Source organism: Mycobacterium sp. NGS66 (assembly GCF_059812225.1).
Genome location: NZ_JCALCG010000011.1, coordinates 1 through 17,832, shown reverse-complemented (window position 1 = coordinate 17,832; position 17,832 = coordinate 1). Strand labels below are relative to the sequence as shown.

General features: G+C 65.2%; 17 protein-coding genes and 1 pseudogene. 7 read left to right on the top strand and 11 right to left on the bottom strand.

The genetic code is table 11. The features are described 5' to 3' along the window. The 3 genes from AC5Y2L_RS19155 to AC5Y2L_RS19145 are packed head-to-tail and all read right to left on the bottom strand — an operon-like array spanning position 1 to position 3,374. Entirely contained in the window at positions 1 to 1,089 is a 1,089-nt protein-coding gene (locus tag AC5Y2L_RS19155) for an acyl-CoA dehydrogenase family protein (RefSeq protein WP_499937462.1), read from the bottom strand. Continuing rightward, positions 1,076 to 1,984, bottom strand: a complete 909-nt coding sequence (locus AC5Y2L_RS19150) for an acyl-CoA dehydrogenase family protein (RefSeq protein WP_499937463.1) — start codon at positions 1,982 to 1,984, stop codon at positions 1,076 to 1,078. The genes AC5Y2L_RS19155 and AC5Y2L_RS19150 overlap by 14 nt, the downstream gene beginning before the upstream one ends. Further along, a complete protein-coding gene (locus tag AC5Y2L_RS19145) occupies positions 1,962 to 3,374 on the bottom strand; it encodes a class I adenylate-forming enzyme family protein (RefSeq protein WP_499937464.1) in 1,413 nt (470 codons plus the stop codon). The genes AC5Y2L_RS19150 and AC5Y2L_RS19145 overlap by 23 nt, the downstream gene beginning before the upstream one ends. Before the next feature lie 124 nt (positions 3,375 to 3,498). Here AC5Y2L_RS19145 and AC5Y2L_RS19140 point away from each other — a divergent pair, with 124 nt between their 5' ends. Both AC5Y2L_RS19140 and AC5Y2L_RS19135 read left to right on the top strand, forming a co-directional pair. Continuing rightward, a complete protein-coding gene (locus tag AC5Y2L_RS19140; RefSeq protein WP_499937466.1) occupies positions 3,499 to 3,783 on the top strand; it encodes a 2Fe-2S iron-sulfur cluster-binding protein in 285 nt (94 codons plus the stop codon). A 17-nt stretch (positions 3,784 to 3,800) separates the two neighbouring features. After that, positions 3,801 to 4,115 carry an EthD domain-containing protein gene (locus tag AC5Y2L_RS19135; RefSeq protein ID WP_499937467.1) on the top strand — a complete coding sequence of 105 codons (315 nt, stop codon included), beginning with the start codon at positions 3,801 to 3,803 and terminating at the stop codon, positions 4,113 to 4,115. An 87-nt stretch (positions 4,116 to 4,202) separates the two neighbouring features. Here AC5Y2L_RS19135 and AC5Y2L_RS19130 read toward each other — a convergent pair whose 3' ends face one another. The 4 genes from AC5Y2L_RS19130 to AC5Y2L_RS19115 are packed head-to-tail and all read right to left on the bottom strand — an operon-like array spanning position 4,203 to position 8,189. Continuing rightward, positions 4,203 to 5,186, bottom strand: a complete 984-nt coding sequence (locus AC5Y2L_RS19130; protein ID WP_499937516.1) for a CaiB/BaiF CoA transferase family protein — start codon at positions 5,184 to 5,186, stop codon at positions 4,203 to 4,205. Between the two features lie 47 nt (positions 5,187 to 5,233). After that, positions 5,234 to 6,190: an LLM class F420-dependent oxidoreductase gene (locus tag AC5Y2L_RS19125; protein ID WP_499937468.1), complete on the bottom strand. Its 957-nt coding sequence runs from the start codon at positions 6,188 to 6,190 to the stop codon at positions 5,234 to 5,236. Beyond that, positions 6,175 to 6,612, bottom strand: coding sequence for a cobalamin-dependent protein (locus tag AC5Y2L_RS19120; RefSeq protein ID WP_499937470.1), 438 nt, complete (start codon positions 6,610 to 6,612; stop codon positions 6,175 to 6,177). The genes AC5Y2L_RS19125 and AC5Y2L_RS19120 overlap by 16 nt, the downstream gene beginning before the upstream one ends. After that, positions 6,612 to 8,189, bottom strand: a complete 1,578-nt coding sequence (locus AC5Y2L_RS19115; protein ID WP_499937471.1) for a methylmalonyl-CoA mutase family protein — start codon at positions 8,187 to 8,189, stop codon at positions 6,612 to 6,614. The genes AC5Y2L_RS19120 and AC5Y2L_RS19115 overlap by 1 nt, the downstream gene beginning before the upstream one ends. A 281-nt stretch (positions 8,190 to 8,470) precedes the next feature. Between AC5Y2L_RS19115 and AC5Y2L_RS19110 the strand changes: the two genes are divergently transcribed. Further along, entirely contained in the window at positions 8,471 to 9,994 is a 1,524-nt protein-coding gene (locus AC5Y2L_RS19110) for an amidase (RefSeq protein ID WP_499937473.1), read from the top strand. Positions 9,995 to 10,091: 97 nt separating this feature from the next. Here the strand turns inward: AC5Y2L_RS19110 and AC5Y2L_RS19105 are convergent, their stop codons facing one another. Together AC5Y2L_RS19105 and AC5Y2L_RS19100 are read right to left on the bottom strand one after the other, a co-directional pair. Beyond that, positions 10,092 to 10,904: a class I SAM-dependent methyltransferase gene (locus tag AC5Y2L_RS19105; RefSeq protein WP_499937475.1), complete on the bottom strand. Its 813-nt coding sequence runs from the start codon at positions 10,902 to 10,904 to the stop codon at positions 10,092 to 10,094. A 58-nt stretch (positions 10,905 to 10,962) separates the two neighbouring features. Further along, positions 10,963 to 11,676 carry a M15 family metallopeptidase gene (locus tag AC5Y2L_RS19100; RefSeq protein ID WP_499937477.1) on the bottom strand — a complete coding sequence of 238 codons (714 nt, stop codon included), beginning with the start codon at positions 11,674 to 11,676 and terminating at the stop codon, positions 10,963 to 10,965. Positions 11,677 to 11,753: 77 nt separating this feature from the next. Between AC5Y2L_RS19100 and AC5Y2L_RS19095 the strand changes: the two genes are divergently transcribed. Further along, positions 11,754 to 12,674 carry a TIGR03564 family F420-dependent LLM class oxidoreductase gene (locus tag AC5Y2L_RS19095; protein ID WP_499937479.1) on the top strand — a complete coding sequence of 307 codons (921 nt, stop codon included), beginning with the start codon at positions 11,754 to 11,756 and terminating at the stop codon, positions 12,672 to 12,674. Positions 12,675 to 12,692: 18 nt separating this feature from the next. Here the strand turns inward: AC5Y2L_RS19095 and AC5Y2L_RS19090 are convergent, their stop codons facing one another. After that, positions 12,693 to 13,178, bottom strand: coding sequence for an SHOCT domain-containing protein (locus AC5Y2L_RS19090; protein ID WP_499937481.1), 486 nt, complete (start codon positions 13,176 to 13,178; stop codon positions 12,693 to 12,695). A 326-nt stretch (positions 13,179 to 13,504) separates the two neighbouring features. Then, positions 13,505 to 14,320 (bottom strand): annotated as a pseudogene (locus AC5Y2L_RS19085) (serine/threonine-protein kinase); the annotation flags it as partial. A 179-nt stretch (positions 14,321 to 14,499) separates the two neighbouring features. Here AC5Y2L_RS19085 and AC5Y2L_RS19080 point away from each other — a divergent pair. Genes AC5Y2L_RS19080 through AC5Y2L_RS19070 form a run of 3 tightly spaced genes read left to right on the top strand, consistent with a single transcriptional unit; the run spans position 14,500 to position 17,202 of the window. Then, a complete protein-coding gene (locus AC5Y2L_RS19080; protein ID WP_499937483.1) occupies positions 14,500 to 15,006 on the top strand; it encodes a nuclear transport factor 2 family protein in 507 nt (168 codons plus the stop codon). Continuing rightward, positions 15,006 to 16,604, top strand: a complete 1,599-nt coding sequence (locus AC5Y2L_RS19075; protein WP_499937484.1) for a pyruvate, phosphate dikinase — start codon at positions 15,006 to 15,008, stop codon at positions 16,602 to 16,604. The genes AC5Y2L_RS19080 and AC5Y2L_RS19075 overlap by 1 nt, the downstream gene beginning before the upstream one ends. Then, positions 16,597 to 17,202 (top strand): MarR family transcriptional regulator, encoded by a 606-nt coding sequence (locus tag AC5Y2L_RS19070; protein WP_499937486.1) that lies wholly within the window; start codon positions 16,597 to 16,599, stop codon positions 17,200 to 17,202. Before AC5Y2L_RS19075 ends, AC5Y2L_RS19070 begins: the two co-directional genes overlap by 8 nt. Positions 17,203 to 17,832: the final 630 nt, after the last annotated feature.

Here is a 17,832-nt window from a genome sequence, read left to right as displayed (position 1 = left end):
TCAGACCCCCAGTCCTAGAATCCGCGAAGCGATGATGTTCTTCTGGATTTGCGATGTCCCGCCCATGACGCTCTGTGCTCGACTGTAGAGATAGGCGCTGAGCAGGTCCGGGTCGCGGGTACCGGCGACCGCCAGCGCGGCATGTCCGACGGCTTGCTCGACCCAGGTCATCAGCAGTTTGTCCAGGGATCCCTCGGGCCCGTGGGAAACGCCGTCCAGCTGTTCCGACAGCCGCCGGCGAACATGGTGAGTCAGCATCTCCGACTCGACCGCTGCCCACGCGAGTTCTTCGGGTACCGGGCCGCTGTTGCGCGCCAACAGGTCTCGGACGAGCTTGCCGTATCGCGCCGCATAGCCAAGGGTGGACGGCTCGCGCTCGTGCCCGACGACGGTCATGGCCACCGCCCAGCCGTCACCGGGTGCGCCGACGATCCGGTCCGCGGGCACCGTTGCGCCGTCGAAGAAAACCTGACCGAACTCGTTGCTCACACCGTTCATCATGCGCAGCGGATGCTGTTGAACCCCTGGCTGTTTCATCGATATCACGAACGCCGACAGACCGCGGTGCCGCTTGGCCTCGGGATCGGTACGCGCCAGCAGCAGGCACCAGTCGGCGACGTCTGAGTAGCTGGTCCAGATCTTGTGCCCGTGCACCACATACTGGTCACCCTCGCGGGTCGCGGTGGTGGTCAGCGACGCCAGATCCGAGCCGGCCCCCGGTTCGCTGAAGCCCTGACACCAGCGCTCGCTGCCGTTGATGATGCCGGGCAGGAAGCGCCGGCGTAGCTCGTCGCTGCCGTGCCGGCCGATGCCGTACACCAGGTAGCCGACGCTAGGACGCGGGGGAGCGCCGGCGCGTACCAGCTCTTCGTCGACGATGACGTCGTACACCGGCGGCAGGTCTTGCCCGCCGTAGTCGCGGGGCCAGGACAGCCCGAAGAAGCCGTTGTCGTAGAGGGCCCGATGCCAGTCGGCCATACGTGCCCAATACTCGTCGCCGGATCCGGAATATTCCTTGGCGTGCAACGAAAGCCACGATCGTAGCCGCTGCCGGAAGGCGGCCTCGTCAGCCGAGTCACGAAAGTCCAAAGTCGATCTCCTTCAGCGTCACCGGCCACAGCTCGGTCGAAGTCAATGCACGCCGCAAATAGACGTGCACCAGGCAGTCCCACGTGTTACCGATACCGCCATGCACCTGCACCGCTGTCTCACAGACGGTTCGGGCGGAGCGCGCGCAGTAGACCTTCGCCACCCGCGCGGCCCGGATGGCTTCGGCAGGTTCGAGTTCGTCGACCGCCCATGCCGCATGTCGCAGCACGCTCACCGAACCTTCGATCAGCGCGAGGGATTCGGCCAGTAAGTGAGCGATCGCTTGGTAGGACCCAATCGTATTGCCGTACTGCTCACGGATTTTCGCGTAGTCGCAGGCGACGGCGTGCGCGCCGCGCGCATCGCCGACCAGATCGGCCGTCGTGGCAACCAGCGCGAGCGCTTGCCACCGTCCGGCGGCTTCGTCGGACACCTCGCCGATGGCCTGCGGCTTCCCCGCCGTGGCCGCCTCGGCTCTGGTCAGATCCACGCCGACGCCAGCGGAGTCCAGATCGGCGGCCAGGACGGTGGTTCCGGAGAGCAGCAAGGCGCGTCGACAGCCGCGAGCATCGATCGCACGATCCCCGAGGGCCATTGTCGTCGGCTGCGAGGTGTCCGCCTCGATGTGCCGCGCCAGATCGTCGGCCAGCACCGGCCCCAGGAACGGCGCGTCCACCAGTCGGCGCCCGAATTCCTCTGCGACGATTGCCACTTCGACACCGGAGGCGCCGTCGGAGCGCAAAGCTCGCCAGCCGGTAGCCGCAATCTGCCGGTCCAGCCGCGTGATTCGAGAATCGTCGGCGAGATCCTGCACCGCAGCGGGCCCAAGGTCGTCGGCCAGCTTCGCGGCGGCGTCTCGCAACTGCTGCTGTTCAGCCGTCAGACGGACATCCATAGCGCTCCTTGAGAACTCGGCGCAGCACCTTGCCCGAGGGCAGGCGCGGAATATCGTTCACGAACACCACGCGACTCAGGCGTTTGTACGGTGCCAGCCTCTGGTCCACGATCGCTGTCAGGTCGGCGGCTTCGACGGGTGCGCGCGAGGCAACCGCGGCGACCACCGCTTCCCCGTTCGCTCCGTCCGGAATGCCGAACACCGCACAGTCTTTGACGGCCGGATGGCCGTGCAGCACCATCTCGATCTCGGCCGGCGCCACCTGGAAGCCGCGCACCTTGATCATCTCCTTGAGCCGATCGGTGATTCGCAGCCAGCCGTCGGCGTCCAGCCAGCCGACGTCGCCCGTCCGGTACCACCCATCGCAGAATGCGTCCGCGGTCGTTTCGGCGGGCAGGTAGCCGGCCATCAGTGAATTCGACCGCGCCTGAATCTCACCGACCTCGCCAGGCCCCACCGGCGCACCGGTTTCCGGCGCTACCACCCGCAATTGCACACCCGGCGCCGCTGGCCCGACGGTGTCCAAACGCGCGTTGCCCAGCGGATTACACGCGATGACCGGGAGTTCCGTGGTGCCGTAAGCGGGCACCCAGCCGATGCCGGTGCGCCGGGTAACCGTCTCGGCGATATCCGCGCTGACCGGCGTCGCGCCCCACATGATGAACCGCAACGACGAGAGATCGTAGGACTCCAGTTCCGGGTGATCCGCGATGGCGTGCGCCATTGGGGAGACCGCCATTTCGACGGTGATGCGGTCGTTTTCGATGCACCGCAACATCCGGTCGATGTCGAATCGTTGATGCAGCCGCAGCCACGCACCGGCGCGTAGCGCGGTGAGGATATTGAGCAGGCCGAGAATGTGTGACGGCGGCGTGGCGATCTGAATACGATCGCGGGCGGTCAGGTCCAGCGCCCCGCGCCACTGCCGTACCGCGGTATCCAACGAACCGTGGGTGTGACGGACGGCCTTGGGCAATCCGGTGGTGCCGGAACTGAACACCAGCAGCGCATCGACATTGGGGTGGTCCGGCAGCGGCGCGGCGACCGGAGGTTCCGCGGGCGCGACCGGCTCGTCCAAGTGCAGCATCGGCATCAGGCCGGCCAGTACCGGATGGTCGCCGACGGCGTGGCTCGGGTTCGTCAACGCCAGCGCATGGTCCACCTCGTCGCGCTTCCAGGCGGGACTGATCAGCACAGCTGCCGCCCCAAGTCGCCAGATCGCCCGGATGGCGGCGACGAACTCCGGCCGGTTGGACGCCATCACCGCGACGCGGTCACCGGCCTCGGCGCCTCGTTTGCCGAGGGCTGCCGCCAGGCCATTGGCCACCGCGTCAAGCTGAGGCAGACTGAAGCGCCGTTCCTCGCACACCAGCGCGGTCGGCTCAGGCACACCCCGTCCTTCCTCGACAGGCTCGGCGGTTACGACATCCCATCTTGAGAAGATACTATCGCTGAGAGAGAATAGTATTCTCTATTCAGAAGAACGCAAGTGGCGGTGAAAGGGAGTGGTATCGGTGACGTTGAACGGCGGCACCGTCACGATCCACCTGGAGCGCAAGAAGGTGACCGTGCCGCTGGTTCCCGGCGAGACACTGCTGGAAAGCGCGCGACGGGCCGGCCTCGACCCGCCGTTCAATTGCGAGGCCGGCAACTGTGGGACATGCATGGCCAGACTCACTGAGGGGCATGCGACCATGCGCGTCAACGACGCGCTCGAAGACGACGAGGTGGCCGAGGGCTACATTCTGACGTGCCAGGGCGTTCCTGATACGCCGTCGGTCACGGTGCACTACCAATAGCGCAGGAAGGCGGCGACATGGCCAAGGGGATCATCCACGTCGAGACACGGCCCAGTTCGCCCGATCGCGACGAGGAATACAACACCTGGTACGACGAGGTACACCTACCCGAGCTGGTGGCGCTGGACGGCTTCGTCTCGGCGCGTCGGCTGCGCCCGGTCGACGGCGACGGCCCTTACGTCGCGCTGTATGAGATCGAAGGCGATGATCTCCAAGCCATCCTGGAAAGCATGCGGGCTAACTCCCGGAAGCTGCATATGTCCGACGCCTTGCAATTGGATCCGCCGCCGGTGATGAGGTTATTCGAGGTGACGACGGAGTATCGCGGCTGAATGTAATCGCGAGAGTGCAACTGGCGACGGTGCTTCTCGCGAAATGCGTTGCCAGTTGCACTTTCGCGAAGCGCCTAGCCCTGGACCTCAATCCGCAGGCAATGTCGGCGGTGGCCGATACTCCGGCTGGTAGCCGCCGACCCGGATCGGGCTGCCGACAAGCCGGAAATCGCCTGCCTGCACAATCACTTCCGGCGTTTCCTTGAGTGCCTCGGGCAGGGTCCGCACGGCAGCCGCCGGCACGCCGAGCGGACGCAGCCGCCGCTCCCAGCCGATGGCGGTGTCGGTGGCCAGCGCCGATGCGACGACCGCGAGGACTTCGTCGCGGTTGGCCACCCGCTGGGTCATGGTTGCGAAACCGTCGATACGAGCCTCGGCCGCGAAGGATTTCCAGAACCCGTCATGGGTGATGAACAGTGCCAGGTAGCCGTCGGCCGTCGGGAAGAGTTGCGCTGGAACGTAATACGAATGAGCACCGTACGGATGCCGCTGCGGCTCGGTGCCGTCGTTGAGATAGGCGGCGGCATGGTAATTGAGCTGAGACAGCATCACGTCGCGCAGTGACACGTCGACTTGCCCGCCCTGACCGGAGACAATCTTGGCCAGTAGTCCCAGTGCCGCGGTCATTCCGGTGGAATTGTCCGCCGACGAATAGCCGGGCAGCGTCGGCGGACCGTCCGGTTCACCCGTCAGCGCAGCGGTTCCGACGGCCGCCTGAACCACGTAGTCGAACGCGGGATCGTCGCCGCCGTACAGCCCGAAACCGGTGATCGCTACGCAGACGATCCGCTGATTCCATCGGCAAAGCGCCTCGTAGGTGAGGCCCAGCCGGTGAATGGCCGACGGCTTCAGGTTCACCAGCAACGCCTGCGCCTGCGTTACCAATTCGCCGAGCTGCTGTTGTCCCGCATCGGAATTCAGGTCGAGGCAGATGCTGGACTTGTTGCGGTTGAGGCTGGCGAAGTAACTGGCTCCCACGCTGCGGGAGATCTCGCCGCCGGGCGGCTCGATCTTGATGACATCGGCACCGAGGTCGGCGAGCAACATGGTGGCATACGGTCCGGCCAGCATGGTGCCGACCTCGAGGATCCGGATGCCCGCCAATGGCCCGGTGGATCTCACCGCAACTCCGTTGCCAGCGCAGCGATCATCTCCCGCGTACGGCGCTTGGAGGCGACGAGCTCGTCACGGTTGTCACCAATCGGCAAGAGCCGCACCGACAGGTCGGTCACGCCGGCGTCGGCGAACGCGCGGAATCGCCGCAGAATCTGCTCCGAGTCGCCCGCCGCGCAGATGTCGCCGACGTCTTTGGCGTCGCCGTAACCGAGCAGCCGCTGATAGTTCGGCGAGACCTCGGCTTCCCCCAAAATTCGGTTGGCACGCTCCCGAGCCACATCGACTTCCGTTGCGCTGCAAAGGCAAACGGGGATGCCCGCGACAATGCGCGGAGCCGGACGCCCGGCATTGTCGGCGGCCTTGGTGATGCGCGGTACCACGTGCTCGGCCACGGCGCGTTCGTCGGCCATCCACAGCACCGTGCCGTCGGCATGCTCGCCGGCGATGGTGAGCATCACCGGCCCGAGCGCCGCGACCAGTACCGGTAGCGGCGCGACGGGAGCCAGGTCGAGCGGGTTGTGCACCCTGAACGTGTCGTTCTCCACGTCAACCGGGCCGGGGTTGGCAAAGGCGGCATGCAGCACTTGTAGATAGTCCCGGGTGTAGGCGGCGGGCCGCTCGTAGGGTATCCCGAGCATGTCGTCGACGATCCAGTGGTGCGAGGGCCCGACACCCAGGACCAGGCGCCCGCCAGTGGCCGCATGCACCGATAAAGCCTGACGGGCCAACGCAATTGGATGCTGCGCTTGCAACGGAACCACGGCGGTGCCCAGTTCGATCCGGCTGGTGCCGGCGCCCATCAGGGCCACCGCCACCAGCGCGTCGAAGTCGTTGGGGATCTGTGGAATCCAGGCGCTGTCCAGCCCGGCGGTTTCAGCCCAGTCGATGTCGGCCAGCATCCGGCTGACCTTGCGTGCCGAGTCGCCGCGTTCGGGTCCGATCATTACTCCGATGCGCACGATTCCTCCGGGGCTGGTTGTGAGGCAGGTTCGGCGGTGCCGGTCAATGCGCGGATTTCGCGAACCAGGTCGTCCAGCGGCGTCCCGGTGGGGAATACCGCCGCGGCGCCGGCCGCCAGCAGCTTGGGCACGTCGGCGTGCGGGATGGTCCCCCCGACGACGACGGCGATGTCGGCGGCGTCGGCCGCGCGTAACGCCTCGATGGTGCGTGCGGTGAGCGCCAGGTGAGCACCGGACAGGATGCTCAGCCCGACGACGGCCACGTCTTCCTGCACGGCGATCGACGCGATGTCCTCGATGCGCTGGCGGATCCCGGTGTAGATGACCTCGAATCCGGCGTCGCGCAGGGTGCGGGCGACGATCTTGGCGCCGCGGTCATGTCCGTCGAGGCCGGGTTTGGCCACCAGGATCCGAACCGCCATCAGAACACCACCGGTTGCTGGAATTCGCCCCACACGGCCTTCAGCGCGGACACCATCTCGCCGATCGTGCAGTAGGCGTTGGCGCAGTCGATCAGCTTGGGCATCAAGTTGTCGGTTCCTTCGGCGCTGCGGGCTAGTGCGGCCAGGGTGAATTTCACTGCGCCGCTGTCTCTTTCGGTCTTGACCTTCGATAGCCGCTTGAGCTGCAGATCGCGGCCCTCGGCGTCGAGTTCGTAGGTGACGACGTCCGGTTCAGGCTCCTCCGAGACGAACCGGTTGACTCCGACCACCGGGCGGGTACCCGACTCGATCTCCTGATGCATTCGATAGGCCTCGTCGGCGATCAGACCCTGCAGATAACCGTCCTCGATCGCGCTGACCATCCCGCCGTGGCGCTCCAAGTCATCCATGATCTCGATGATGCGGGCCTCGGTCGCATCGGTCAGCGCCTCGATGAAATACGAACCACCGAGCGGGTCGGCGACGCGCGCCACGCCGGTCTCGTGGGCCAGGATCTGCTGGGTGCGCAGTGCCAGCGTGGTGGACTCCTCGGTGGGCAGCGCGAAGGGCTCGTCCCAGGCCGCGGTGAACATGGACTGCACGCCGCCCAGCACCGCCGCCATCGCCTCGTAAGCCACTCGCACCAGGTTGTTCTGCGCCTGCGGGGCGTACAGCGACGCGCCACCGCATACGCAACCGAAGCGGAACATCGACGCCTTGTCCGTCGTCGCGCCGTAGCGTTCCCGTACGATCGTCGCCCAACGACGGCGTCCCGCACGGTATTTCGCGATTTCCTCGAAGAAGTCGCCGTGGGTGTAGAAGAAAAACGAAATCTGCGGGGCGAACTGGTCGATCGTCATGCGGCCGCGTTCCACCACGGTGTCGCAATAGGTGACGCCGTCGGCCAGGGTGAACGCCATCTCTTGTACCGCGGTGGCTCCAGCATCGCGGAAGTGTGCCCCGGCCACCGAGATCGCGTTGAACTTGGGGACCTCGGCGGCGCAGAACTCGATGGTGTCGGCGATCAGCCGCAACGAGGGCTCCGGCGGCCAGATCCAGGTCCCGCGCGAGGCGTACTCCTTGAGGATGTCGTTCTGAATGGTGCCGGTGAGCTTGGCCCGCGGTATCCCCTTACGCTCAGCGGCCGCCACGTAGAACGCGAGCAGGATCGCCGCCGTGCCGTTGATCGTCATGCTCGTGCTGAGCTTGTCCAGCGGAATGCCGTCGAACAGGATCTCGAAGTCCGCCAGGGTGTCCACCGCGACGCCGACGCGCCCGACCTCCTCGCTCACCTCGGGATCGTCGGAGTCGAACCCGCACTGGGTCGGCAGGTCCAGCGCCACCGACAGGCCCGTGCCGCCCTGTTCCAGCAGGTAGCGGTAGCGGCGATTGGATTCCTCGGCGGTACCGAAGCCGGAGTACTGGCGGAACGTCCACAGCTTGCCGCGGTATCCGGACGCGAAGTTACCCCGGGTGAAGGGGAACTCTCCCGGCGGTGGAGGCTCTGTTTTACGGTCCTCCGGGCCGTATACCGGCGCGAGCGGGATGCCCGACGCGGTCTGGGCTGCATTATCCATCAGTGGATAACGTACTTGCAAAAAAAGAGAATGCCAATACCGTAGTGCTGACCTGGTCAAATGCCGTATTAATCGCCGTGCTTAGGCACTTGGCGGCGCCCCCGAGGCTGTTAGTGTCCTGCATTAGTGCAGTGCTCGCCTCACTCGCCGAACGTGGGTGATATGGACGAGAAATGGAAACGCGTACTTATCTCCACGCTCGACGCGTCCCTAAACGGCGTCCTCACACACGATGCTGATGTCTATGGCTCAGGACCCTAGTGACGACAACGGAGGTCGACATGGCGGTTTCCCTACCATCCGAAGCGGACATCGACGCCGCGGCCAGGCACTTCGGTTTTCATCTCGACGCGGATGCGCGACGGGATTACGCAGCGGTGGTCGCCACGACGCTCGCCTCGTACGACGTGGTGGACCAGCTCTACGACAAGTTCGCCCGGCCGCAGGCCCCAGAGCGCGCCTACCGATTCGCCGAGCCGTCCGACAACCCCCTCGGCGCCTGGTATGTCACTACCGAGATCGCGTCGGGTGCCGATGGGCCGCTGTCCGGCCGAGCCGTGGCGATCAAGGACAACATCGCCGTCGCCGGGATTCCGATGATGAACGGATCGCGGACGGTCGAAGGCTTCGTCCCCAGCCGTGACGCGACCGTCGTGCAGCGGTTGCTCGACGCCGGGGCGATCATTGCCGGCAAGAGTGTCTGCGAGGACCTCTGCTGCTCGGGATCCAGCTTCACCTCGGCCAGCGGCCCGGTGCGCAACCCCTGGGATCCCACGCGCGAGGCGGGCGGATCGTCCAGCGGCAGTGGCGCTTTGGTGGCCAGCGGCGCCGTCGAGCTGGCCCTCGGCGCCGACCAAGGCGGATCGGTGCGGATACCGGCGTCGCTGTGCGGCATCGTCGGGCTCAAGCCCACGTTCGGGCTGGTGCCCTACACGGGAGCGTTCCCGATCGAGCGGACACTCGATCACCTGGGTCCGATGACCCGCACGGTTGCCGATGCCGCGCTGTTGCTCACCGTGCTCGCCGGGCCCGACGGCCACGACCCGCGCCAACGGGCCGAGCTGCCAACCGTCGACTACGGGGCCGCGCTCACCGGCGACGTGACGGGACTGCGGGTGGGGCTTGTGGTCGAGGGGTTCGGGCAGCCGGGCGCGTTGCCGGAGGTCGACGAGCTGGTCCGGTCTGCGGCGGAGCGGTTGGCCGAAATTGGTTGCGTGGTAGGAGAAGCCAGCATCCCTTGGCACCGACGGGCGCTGCATCTCTTCGCCGTCATCTTCACCGACGGTGCCACGTATCAGATGCTGGAGGGCAACGGTTACGGACTGGGCGTGGACGGGCTCTACGACCCAGAGCTGATGGCGCACTTCGCCAGACAGCGTGCGGCCAACGCAGATCAATGCGCGGTCACAATCAAGACAACGGCGGTGGCCGGCCACTACGCTCTCATTCGCCGTGGTGGCGTCCCGTACGCAAAGGCACGTAATCTGCTGCCGCACTTGCGTGCTGCCTACGATGACGCGCTGACCCAATACGACGTGTTGGTGATGCCCACGGTTCCCGGTACGGCCGACACCCTGCCCAAGGGCAGCCCCGGGGATTTCGCGCTGCTCGAACGCGCGCTCGGCAAGGCGTTCAACACCTCGCCCTTCAATGTCACCGGGCATCCGGCAATCTCGGTGCCCGCCGGTCTGGTCGACGGTCTGCCCGCCGGAATGATGATCGTAGGCAAGCGATTCGACGATGCCACCGTGCTGAAGGTCGCCGATGCATTTGAGTCCGTGTGCGGGGGCTTTCCCGCTCCCTAGCGCGAGGGTGCGCGAGCAGACGCAAAGTTGCCCGATACGCCGCGCGTGCGGGGGATTTTGCGTTCCCCTACCTGCGGTGTGGGCCCAGCTCGCGCTGTCAAGCCCGGCAGAGGATTTCGCCGTTGGGGATCGCCAGCCAGCCATCCGGCGCCGCGGCCCAATCCCGCCACCCCGCCGAGATCTCTTCGAGTTCAGCGATACTGGCCATTCCCGACTGCACCAGCTGACGCGACAAGTCGGACTCAAGTATGCGTTCGGCCCACATTTCGCCCCACCATTGGCGGCTGTCATCCGTCGCGTAGCACCACATGCTGCCCGTGGGCGTGATGTCGTCGAAGCCGGCCGCACGTGCCCACGACAGTAAGCGCCGACCCGCGTCGGGTTCGCCGCCGTTGGCGCGGGCAGCGCGCCGGTACAGATCCAGCCAGCGGTCCAACGCCGGAAGTTGCGGGAACCAAAGGAAACCCGCGTAGTCGGCGTCGCGCGCCGCCACGATTCCGCCGGGCGCGCATACCCGCCGCATCTCGCGCAGCGCCCGGACCGGGTCGGCCACATGCTGCAGCACCTGGTGCGCGTGGACGACGTCGAAAGTGTCATCCGGAAGGTCGAGGGCATGCACGTCGGAGATCACGAACGACACGTTCGACACGTTGCGCCTCTGCGCCTCGGCGCGGGCCACGTTCAGCGCGCTGCCGGTCGGCTCGACGGCCGTCACCCAGCCGGGCGCGATCCGGTCGGCCAGGTCGACGGTGATTGTCCCAGGGCCACAACCGATGTCGAGCAGCGACATCCCCGGCTGCAGGTGGGGCAACAGGTAGCCGGCCGAATTGACCGCCGTACGTTGCCGGTGGCCACGCAGCACCGACTCGTGATGTCCATGCGTATAGCTGGCCCGGGAACGGTCGTTCATGGCATGAGCATACTTCCGTCTGTCCGAAATTTAGGACAGATATCTCACCATATGAGAATCAGCCGACGGGGGCGTTGAGATGGGGGCGGTCGACACCCGCTCCCGGCCCGTCAAAATGCCACCACTCACCCTGGTAAACGGACAAGCCGCCGTGGTTCATGGCATCTCGCAGTCGCTTGCGGTTCGCCTGGGCCGTCAAGCTGACATCTTGGGTAGCGAAAGCGTTTGCGCGCGTGGAAAAGTCGTCGAAGTCGGTGCCCATGTCGGCCAGGCAAGAACCGTTCGCTAGTTGGCGCTCCGGCGGGCATGGTGTCTGTGAGAATGCGAATGTCACGTCCACCGAGCGTCCCGCTTCGTGGCTGTGGGCATACGGTCCAGGCCGCGCCACCCAGGCCGGGTTAGGCACGACGTCGAACATCTTGATCTGGACGTCGTGTGGCCGGTAGCAGTCCCAGAAGACGAGCTTCTGCCCCTGCGGGCGCAGCGCCGTGGCAGCGGCCGCAAGTCCGGGAGCCATCGATTCGTGCACGAGGCATCGGGCGTCGGCGGGATAGAGCTGGGTGTGGGTGAAATTATTGGTGGTCGCGTAGCGCAGGTCGATGATGGCGTCGGGTACCACGGTGCGGACGTCCAGGAGCCCAGCCGCATGCGCCGCGTCGCTCACCGGCGGCACACCCGGGCCCGACGGGTCGGCGATCGCGACCGGCAAACCCGGCGGCGCGACCACGCCCAGGCAGGCCAGCACCACAAGCACCGCCCGAAAGAAGGTCATCCGGGTATTGTCCGCCACTCCGGGCTGCACTGCGGACACCCGTTGCCAAACCGGCTCGGGTGGCGTAGGAGAAACACATGCGCATCAGCCTGGTCTCGAACCTGAACAACGCGTCACCCGTCGAGAGCTGCATCAGTGAGCTGACCAAGGCACGCGAGCTCGGGTTCGCCCGTCTCTGGATGACCCAGATGCCGTTCGACGCCGACCTGCTCACCGTGCTGGCCGTCGCGATGCACGAGGTCAGTGACGTCCAGGTGGCAAGCGGAGTAGTGCCGATCCAGAACCAACACCCGATGCTACTGGCCCAGCGTGCGCTGACACTCAACCTCATCGCGGGCGGTCGATTCACGCTCGGTGTCGGGGTCACCCACCGCACCGTGACCGAGGGCATGTGGGGAATCTCCTGGGATCGCTCGGTTCGACGGTTGAGCGAATTCCTGGACGGCTTGCTTCCGCTGCTCGCCGGCGAACCGGCCAACGCAACCGGCGAAATGCTGACAACCCGAGGCGCGCTTCAGATTTCGGGTGCACCTACGCCGGACGTGTACGTCGCCGCACTGGGTCCGCAGATGCTTCGACTGGCCGGTCGGCGCACCGCCGGAACGATCACCTGGATGACCGGACCCAAAACGCTCAAGGAGCACGTTGCGCCGACCCTGCGTACCGCGGCCGCCGAGGCCGGGCGCTCCGATGGTGCTGTCAACGTTGTCGCGGCGCTGCCCCTCGCGGTCACCGATGACCTGGCCGCGGTGCGTTCCCAAGCAGCCGAGCAGTTCGCCATGTACGGCCACCTACCCTCGTACCGGGCAATGCTCGATCGTGAAGGCTACGCCGGACCGGAGGATGCAGCGCTCATCGGTGACGAGGCGACGGTGCGGGACAGGCTCGACGACGTCCGCGCAGCCGGTGTCGATGAGTTCGTCGCGATCCCATTCGACAAGTCACCCGAGGGGCGGGATCGGACGCGAGCCTTCCTGCAGGACTGGGCTTCTCGTTGAGCCAACGGCACGTCTCGACTACTGCCCGAGCAGCTTGCGCTTCTGCACCTCGTAGTCGGCGTCGGAAAGCGCGCCGCTGTCGCGCAATCGCATTAGCTCGGTGAGTCGGTCCAACGGCTTGGCCTGGTCTTGCATCCATTGCTCGCGCATGTCAAAAGTAGCTTGGTTAGCCGCATTTCGCGCCTCAGCTGAGTGATCGAACACGACTTTACGACGATCGGCCGGGTCATACAGCACTGGGACGAACCAGTCCATGCGGGGACGCTCCGCCTCAAACAGCCACGCATCGAGATCAGCTTCGAATGGCGCTTCGCCGTCGGGCTGCACCCGCACCGTCATCGTCCACAGCGCACGCGTCACTTCCGTGGGAGGGGTCTGATAAAACGGATCCGAACTTTGATACAGGCCAGAGACTTTCCGCCGCGTGGACAAAACCATGGCCAGCGCCGGCTTTCCGTGCTGACGTAGTTTGTCTTCCCGCCGTCGACTACCGATACCGAACACCGGTCCTCCGCTCTCATTCGGCTAGGCCGCCTGTCCCCCTATGAGACCAGCGCGACCAGCGCAGCTCCCAGGATTAGAACAACGATCACGAGAATGACTGCGAAGAACACCGCTCCCACCACCGACATTTGGCGTTGGGGCGGACCCGGCGACTTTGACGGTGGCGAACTGGGCCGAGGAAGGGGCGGGCGATCGCGGGCAGCGACCTGCGTTGCACGTGCCGCTACCGAGTCCGAGGCAAGGGGTTTTCTGGCGCCGGTCGCTGAATGCGTTGAGTTGGCCCGGCGATGTTGTCGGCCATCAACGACAGGTGGGACACTCGCCGATCTGAGCGCGTCGGCGAAGTCCCTACACCGTGCGTATCGGTCGGCGGGTTTCTTTGCCAATGCGATCGCCAACACGGGATTCAGGGCAGCCAGTTCTGGGCGTGTTTCGGCAAGGGCTGGTGGTGCCGCGTTGAGATGGCGGCCGATGACCACCGCGGGATTGGAATGCGGAAACAGCTGTGATCTGGTAAGCAGCTGATACGCCGTGGCCGCCAACGCATATTGGTCAGCGCGGCCGTCGAGGTGGTCACCCATCAGCTGCTCGGGAGCAGCGTAAGCGACAGTCCCGACGGTGAAGTTGGTTGCGGTCAATCCACCGTCATCACTGCGATTACGCGCAATCCCGAAGTCGGCCAAGAGGATTCGCTGCCCGTCGGAAGCGATCATGATGTTGGCGGGTTTGATGTCCCGGTGCAACAGACCACGGTCGTGCGCGTGGTCCAGTGCGTCCGCCACCGCGGTGACGATGTCGATGACTTGCCGAGGATCTAGGGCTTTCGGCGACTGATCAGCCAGCAGACGTGCGGCGTCCAAACCATCGACGTAATCCATGGAAATCCACAGCTGGCCGTCGTCTTCGCCTCGGTCGTGCACTCCGATGATGTTGGGGTGCCAGAGAGTGGAAGCCAGATCCGCCTCGCGAGCGAAGCGGGCACGATAGGCAGCGTCAGCGGACAAACTCGGCGCGAGCACTTTGAGCGCATCTCTGCGGGGCAGCCGTGGGTGCTGGGCAAGGTAGACCTCACCCATCGCGCCTGATCCGAGCAGGCGGAGAATCTTGTATCCGGCGAATGTCTGACCGTCGGCCAACGGCATGCAGCGGATAGTACCTGCGGCCAGACACGCTGGCGCTTTGTGCTGAGCATTGCGTGATTGCATGGCATTGTGCGACAAAAATGCGGCCAACCCTGCAGAACCGGTCGACCATGGGGATCGAGAAGAACGCGCCCTAGCGGCGCAACGAGGCACTTGGAACGAGGCTGATGGACACCGACATGCCGATCATCGACGACGCGGCGGTTCTGCGCGAGATCGAATCGATCAAGCAGCTCAAAGCCCGCTACTGCCGCTTCCTGGACAACAAGGAATGGGATAACTGGCGTGGACTCTTCGCCGACGACTTTGTCAGCGACACGGCTGAGGCGGGCGGGAAGGTGATTCACGGCGCGGACGACTTCGTCGCTTTTACCCGCAAGAGTCTCGAAGGGCCTTCGCACCCCACCGCGCACCAGGTGCATGCCCCCGAGATTGAGCTGTTGTCGCCGACGACTGCCCGGGGAGTGTGGGCGCTGGAGGATGTGGTCCGGCTGGCGCCGGGGGTGAATCTGCGCGGATATGGGCACTACCACGAGACCTACGCAAAGATCAACGGGCAGTGGCTGTTCAAGAGCTCCAAATTGACTCGCGTCCGCGAGGATATCTTCAATCCTTTTGTCTCCGTGTACATTTCGCGGCGCATCCGCAAAGTGCTGATGTTTGCGACGCGCCGAGTGGTGAAGTGATGGGTGCTGCTGTCGTTCTGCTGTCCGGTAACACCGAGCTTGCACGAGAGCTGCTTGGCAACAAGGGCTACGGCATCGACGTGATGCGTCGCCACGGGCTTCCCGTGCCAGCGGCGTTCTGCATCTCGACAGAGGTGTGCCGACGCTATTTCGTTGAGCCCGAGAACACCATGCGCACCATCTGGAACGATGTCCTGTCGGCAATGCGATGGCTGGAGAACGAGACCGCACGCAACTTCGGCAGCGGGCCACGCCCCCTGCTGGTCAGTGTCCGTAGCAGCGCAGCCCAATCGATGCCGGGCATGCTGGACACGGTGCTGAACCTGGGCATCGACGACGCCGTTCACGCCGCCCTCGCGAAGTCGTTCACCAGCAGGTTCGCCGCCGACACCCGCGAGCGCTTCCACACCCTGTATCGACAAGCTGCGGCCACCGACGTCCCCGACGACCCATACACACAACTGAAGGGTGCCATCGAGGCGGTCTTCAAATCCTGGAACTCGCCGAGGGCACAGAGCTATCGGCGTCACCACGATCTGAATGACACCGCCGGCACCGCGGTTGTGGTGCAGGCCATGGTCTTTGGCAACCTTGATGGCGGCAAGTCAGGCAGCGGAGTTTTGTTCTCCCGTAACCCGATGACCGGTTCGGACGAACCGTTCGGCGAATGGCTGCCCGGCGGCCAGGGAGCCGACGTCGTCTCGGGCATCAAGGACTGCCAACCCGTCGGCGCGCTCAGCGCCACCCTGCCGGGCGTGTACGAGGAATTGCTCTCAGCCGCCGCAACTCTGGAGCGGCTCGGCCGCGACGTGCAAGACATCGAATTCACCGTCGAGCAAGGCCGACTGTGGCTGTTGCAAACCCGCAGCGCCAAACGCTCCCCACAAGCCGCCGTCCGACTGGCGCTGAAACTGCACCAAGAAGGCGTCATCGACGCCGTCGAAGCACTGCGCCGCGTCCACCCCGCTCACGTCGAAGCGTTGTTGCGCCCGTCGCTACAACCCGAAACACGCTTCAGCGCAACGCTACTCGCAAAAGGCCTCGCCGCTTGTCCCGGTGTGGCCTCCGGGCGGGCCTACTCCGATGTCGGGGCGGCAATCGACGCCGCCGAACAAGGCGAAGACGTCATCCTGGTGCGTCCCGATACCAGTCCCGACGACGTGCAAGGCATGCTGGCGGCGCGCGCCATCGTCACCGAGGTCGGCGGTGCCACCTCACATGCAGCGATCGTGAGCCGAGAGATTGGACGTCCGGCAGTCGTTGGGTGCGGAACGGGTGTCGCCGCCGCTCTGGTGGGAAGGCTGGTCACTGTCGACGGCACCGAAGGTGAGGTGCGCGAAGGCCTGTTGGAACTGCGCGCTTGGTCGATGACCGACTCCCCTGACCTGAAGCATCTGGCCGACCTGGCGCGCCGCGTCAGCCCGCTGCGGGTCCACACAGCGGGGAATTACGTTCGGTTGCAAGATAATTCCGATTTTGCCGTGCGGCAGGCGATGGCCGCAGGCCACACTGACGTCGTTTCCGACAATCCCTTGCTCACCATGCTGGCCGCGCTGCGAGCAGCCACTGCAGCCACTGAAGGAGATATCGGTGCTTGAACTGAAAGTTCTGCAGGCCGTGCGCCTCAAGGGCAGGACGACCCCTGCCGGTCTCGCCACAACGGTCGGCGAGGATAACGCGGCTATCTCTGTAGCCATTGCCTCCCTGAGTGATTCAGGTTTGTTGATAGCGGACAAAACGGTGCGGTTGTCGCCGCAGGGACGGCAGCGGCTCGCCGAGTTGCTCCGCCAAGAACGCTCGTCCGCAGACGCCGCCGTCATTCGGGCGGAGTATGAGAAGTTTCGCAGTGTCAATGCGGAATTCAAGGCGCTGGTGACGGACTGGCAGATCCGAGACGGTGAGCCCAATGACCATCAAGATCCCCGGTACGACGGCGACGTACTTTCACGGCTGGACGACGTCCACGAAACGGTGCTGCCGATCATCACCTCAGTCGCCGGCCAGTTGCCCAGACTCGATTATTACGGAGTCAAGCTGACCAATGCATACGAGAAAATCCGCGGCGGCGACACCACGTGGCTGACCCGCCCGCTCGTCGACTCCTACCACACGGTCTGGTTCGAGCTACACGAAGAACTGATCGTCGCAGCCGGGCTGACCCGGGGAGGTGAAGCCGCCGCCGGCCACGCGCAATAGCGCTCGGATACCGGTGGCCAGGGCGGGATCGAACCGCCGACCTTCACCAGGGACGAGCGCCCGGGATGGCACCCGGCGGCCACGGCGATGGCGATGATGGCGGCGGCGACACTGACGGTGCGTCTCATTTTGCTGCGGATGCCTTGGCCGTTCGTTGGCTGCACGCAAGAGATATAAGCCGTCGATCCGAATTGGTTCTCAGTCACCCTTTGGCCGTCCTGAAATCATGTGGTGAAAGCGGTGGAGATTGACCAACCTAACCCGGAGCAAGATTCACTCCGTCGTGGACACGCGATTGCGCGCGTTGGTGGGACGCATCCAGATGGAGTCACCCGACGCGCTTACGCTGCCGCGCTTTTCGAAAAGCGCAACGCACGGGTTGCCATCCAGGCGAGACGGAAAGCGCACGGCGCTGGCGCCTCGGTCGAATAGGTCCGCGGCGACCGTACTGATGCTGATTAGGAGCAACCTCCGCCAACCAGCCAAACGACACGACGATAGGGCGATTATGGAGGCGGGCCACCTAGTGCTTCGTTGACTGTTTGGTTCGGGTTGTAAACGCACATTGTGTCCGCCAGAGTTGTCGCTAGCTCGGTATTGCTGGGGTTGATCTTGGTCCGCCACCCCGCG